This window comes from Oleiphilus sp. HI0123 (genome assembly GCF_001635315.1).
This window is the reverse complement of sequence record NZ_LWGE01001298.1, coordinates 1-3,845: the sequence shown is the minus strand read 5'-3', so window position 1 is coordinate 3,845 and position 3,845 is coordinate 1. Positions and strand designations below refer to the sequence as shown.

The 3,845-nt window shown below is 44.3% G+C and carries 5 protein-coding genes and 1 tRNA gene; 4 read left to right on the top strand and 2 right to left on the bottom strand.

The annotated features are described in order from the left end of the window. From A3761_RS28590 to modC, 4 genes are all read left to right on the top strand, one after another. A partial coding sequence (locus tag A3761_RS28590) for a hypothetical protein (protein WP_231881235.1) occupies positions 1–197 on the top strand: 197 nt, incomplete at its 5' end. 19 nt (positions 198–216) lie between these two features. Further along, on the top strand, positions 217–1,026 hold the full coding sequence (modA, locus tag A3761_RS15710; RefSeq protein WP_068553403.1) for a molybdate ABC transporter substrate-binding protein: 810 nt from the start codon (positions 217–219) through the stop codon (positions 1,024–1,026). 8 nt (positions 1,027–1,034) lie between these two features. Further along, the gene (modB, locus tag A3761_RS15705; RefSeq protein WP_068553402.1) at positions 1,035–1,733 is read left to right on the top strand and encodes a molybdate ABC transporter permease subunit; all 699 of its coding nucleotides are present in this window, start codon (positions 1,035–1,037) and stop codon (positions 1,731–1,733) included. Next, positions 1,723–2,817, top strand: coding sequence for a molybdenum ABC transporter ATP-binding protein (modC, locus tag A3761_RS15700; RefSeq protein WP_068553401.1), 1,095 nt, complete (start codon positions 1,723–1,725; stop codon positions 2,815–2,817). Before modB ends, modC begins: the two co-directional genes overlap by 11 nt. Before the next feature lie 130 nt (positions 2,818–2,947). Here the strand turns inward: modC and A3761_RS15695 are convergent. Next, a tRNA-Asn gene (locus A3761_RS15695) sits at positions 2,948–3,023 on the bottom strand. Positions 3,024–3,184: 161 nt separating this feature from the next. Further along, positions 3,185–3,845 (bottom strand): pseudouridine synthase (locus A3761_RS15690; RefSeq protein WP_068750467.1); only part of this gene is annotated, 661 nt, incomplete at its 5' end.

Here is a 3,845-nt window from a genome sequence, read left to right as displayed (position 1 = left end):
AAGTTCTATCAAGCGGGGTGTGTTGGCTGGACTCACGAGGTCGTAAAACAGTCTTCCCACCCCATACATTCTTTCCCTTGTATGTCGCAAGGTTTAGCCCCGAAAGGGGCTTCTTTTTTAACCCCCATCATAAACTTGCTGAAATCAGTGCAATCGTTCAATATGCGCTTTTAACCAAAGCCAACACTTACAAATAGCAGCTGTTTCAGACCTTAGATGCGCACACCTATATTCAATTACCCAATAAGCTGGCTCAAAGCTTTTCTGGCAAGCCTGGTTATTTTCTCCTGCTCTACAAAGGTGTGGAGCGAAAGCGCCAATATCGCGGTTGCCTCTAACTTTATCTCCACCGCCAAAGTTTTAATTAAAAACTTTGAGAGTGAAAGCAAGCACAAGATCCATGCCTCCTATGGATCGTCGGGTAAGTTGGTCGCACAAATTACTCACGGCGCTCCTTTCGAGCTATTCTTGTCGGCCGATCAAAAGTCACCACACTTCCTCAGCGCTAAGCACCTTACCCTACCAGAGTCACAGTTCACTTATGCGATCGGACGGCTGGCACTATGCGCTAACACCCCTATTTCTGACGCCAGTTTGTCAAATATACTAAAAGCGCCGCAGATTAAGAAAATAGCATTAGCTAATGCTAAGCTTGCCCCTTATGGACGCGCTGCCCAACAAGTATTAGAACAACTTGAAATAGACCAAACTGATCGTAACAAATGGATTCGCGGCGAGAATATTGCGCAAACTTTCCAGTTTCTGATCAGTGGTAACGTTAACCTAGCCTTTATTGCAAAAGCTCAAGCAAACTCTTCAGACAATATTCAGTCAGAAGCATGTATTTCTATTCCCTCTGAGCTATATGATCCGATAAAGCAGGATGCTATTCTACTAAGTCGAGCAAACAAGTCCCCTGCTGCCATTGCTTTCTATAACTATCTTAAACAAGGCAAAGCTAGGGAGATAATACAAGGCTTTTCGTATAACGTGCCCGACATCACTCTAGACAATCAGCACAATTAAGCAGCGATATGTTTTTTTCTGAAGCAGATTATTCAGCCATATTAGTCACATTAAAACTTGCTACAGTTGTTACGATCAGCTTATTAGTCATGTGCACGCCACTTGCGTGGTGGCTTGCCCGCACAAAATCTTGGCTAAAAGTACCTGTATCTGCCCTGGTCTCTCTACCCTTAATTTTACCCCCCACGGTACTAGGCTTTTACCTTTTGATCGCAATGGGACCAAACGGGTATATTGGTGAAATGACCCAGAGTCTGGGCATTGGCACGCTCCCCTTTACATTTTGGGGGCTTGTACTTGGCTCAATTATCTACTCGCTGCCCTTTGTTGTGCAACCAATACAGAATGCTATGGAAATGCTAGGTGATGATGCCATCGAAGCTGCCGCCACCCTTAGAGCCTCTCCAATTGATCGTTTTTTTACGGTAACCCTTCCCTTGTGTAAGCCAGGTTTTTTAACGGCCGCAGTTCTTGGTTTCGCGCATACTGTTGGCGAGTTTGGGCTTGTTTTGATGATTGGCGGAAACATTCAGGATGAGACGCGCGTTATTTCTGTTCAGATTTATGACCATGTAGAAGCGCTGGAATACTCCCAGGCCCACGGGTTAGCCGGCATTATGGTTATATTTTCCTTTATCGTGCTGCTTTGCTTATACAGTTTTAACAGAAGGCAAAATCTTTTTGGTGGACTGAAAAATGGAGTATAAGCCTACAATCGCGATCAACCTCCACTCCACACGCAGCCCGCGCAATGGCAAGCCCTTCGAGCTACAAATCAACACCACGCTTCCAGGGGACGGAATTAATGTAATCTTTGGGCATTCCGGCTCAGGGAAAACAAGCCTATTACGCTGCATCGCAGGCTTAGAGCACGCAAGCGGATCTCTAGTCATAAACGGAGCTGAATGGCAAAGCTCGACCTCTTTTTTGCCAACCCACAAGCGTCCAATTGGTTATGTATTCCAGGACGCCAAGTTATTCCCTCATTTAAGCGCAATAGGCAATCTAGAATATGCTATTAAGCGCGCCAGCAAAAGCAGCGCAAAGCGTATCAGTATCGAGCATGTTCTTTCAATTCTCGGAATCGAAGCTCTTCTAAACAAGAAGCCCGATGAATTATCAGGAGGAGAACGCCAGCGAGTTGCGATTGCCAGAGCTTTACTTGTTCAGCCTGAACTCTTATTAATGGATGAGCCATTAGCTTCTTTAGATAAAGCCAGAAAACTCGAAATCCTTCCCTACGTTCAAAAGATTCGATCAGAATTTCGTATACCAATTTTATACGTCACTCACTCGGTAAACGAAGTCGCTAAACTTGCTGACCACTTAGTAATACTTGAAAACGGAAAGCTTAGCACTCAAGGTAAGGTTTCAGATGTGCTTTCTAATCTAGAGACAGCCGACTATTTAGGAAATGAAACAGGTATTATCATCCAAGGGCGAGTTAACGAGCTAGATGAACAATGGAACCTCGCAGCCGTAGACTTTGAAGGCGAACGCATATGGATTCACAATAAGGGGCTAGCGCATGGCGCAGAACTTAGAGTGCGTATATTAGCAAAGGATGTCAGCATCACTTTAAGTCAATCGAAAAACAGTAGCATTCTTAATCTATTACCGGCAGTAATCGACGAAATAGATGAAAAAGATTCTTCTATGGCTTTAGTAAGTTTAAATATTGGTTGCAGCAAGTTAATTGCCCGAGTAACTCGAAAATCCGTTCACCAACTAAATTTAATTGCCGGACTAAAGGTATGGGCCCAAATCAAGTCCGTTGCAATAGTTGAATAGTCTCAGAAGCTTCATTTTACAGACCAACAAAAAGCATCAATTCGAAAACACCGGCGCGTATCTTAGTGTTTAGTAGAATCTAAATTTTGGGAAATTTTAGGGAAGTATTTGTGCTTGAGGGTTATGAAGTTGGCTCCCCGAGCTGGGCTCGAACCAGCGACAAACGGATTAACAGTCCGCTACTCTACCAACTGAGTTATCGGGGAACTTCATCAACGGCGCGAATATTATCGCCTTAACTGATGGTCGTCAACACTTTATTGTAAAGAAAATGCAGTATTTCTTAAAAGCGTGATTTTTGTATAAATAATCAACAAAATCTGGGGCTTACAGCAACTTTCTTACATTAGGGAGATTTTTAAAATCACTATCTCCGCTTACTAGGACGTCGAGCCTGCTTAACGCCTTTCTTAACCGCTTTAGTGTGTGCCCTGCTTTCTTTAGCGATTTCCTGACTAGTTTTCTGCCTATGCTTGATAGGAGGCAAGTTAACCAAATCTCGCAATTCGTTAATATCCTTAACCTTAAGCTCTTCCCAGGCGCCAACCTTTAAACGACTTGGCATAAATATACAGCCGTAGCGTACACGCTTAAGCCTGCTTACCTGAACTTCCTGAGACTCCCATAAGCGACGAACCTCTCGATTACGACCTTCCATGACAACAACGTGAAACCACTTATTGCGGCCCTCGCCACCGTATTCTTGAACGTCGGTAAACTTGGCAAGTCCGTCATCGAGTAACACACCTTGCTTAAGTCTTTCGAGCATCGCGCCATCGACTTCACCATGGATCCGAACTGCGTACTCGCGATCAACACCGTAAGATGGATGCATTAAGCGATTAGCTAATTCGCCATCGGTTGTCAAAATCAACAAACCGCTAGTATTAATATCCAGACGACCTACCGATATCCAGCGCTGCCCCTCAAGCTTCGGCAGGTTATCAAAGACGGTTGGTCGCCCTTCAGGGTCAGAATGTGTACAGACAACCCCTTCAGGCTTGGAATAAACAATAACCTTATATTCT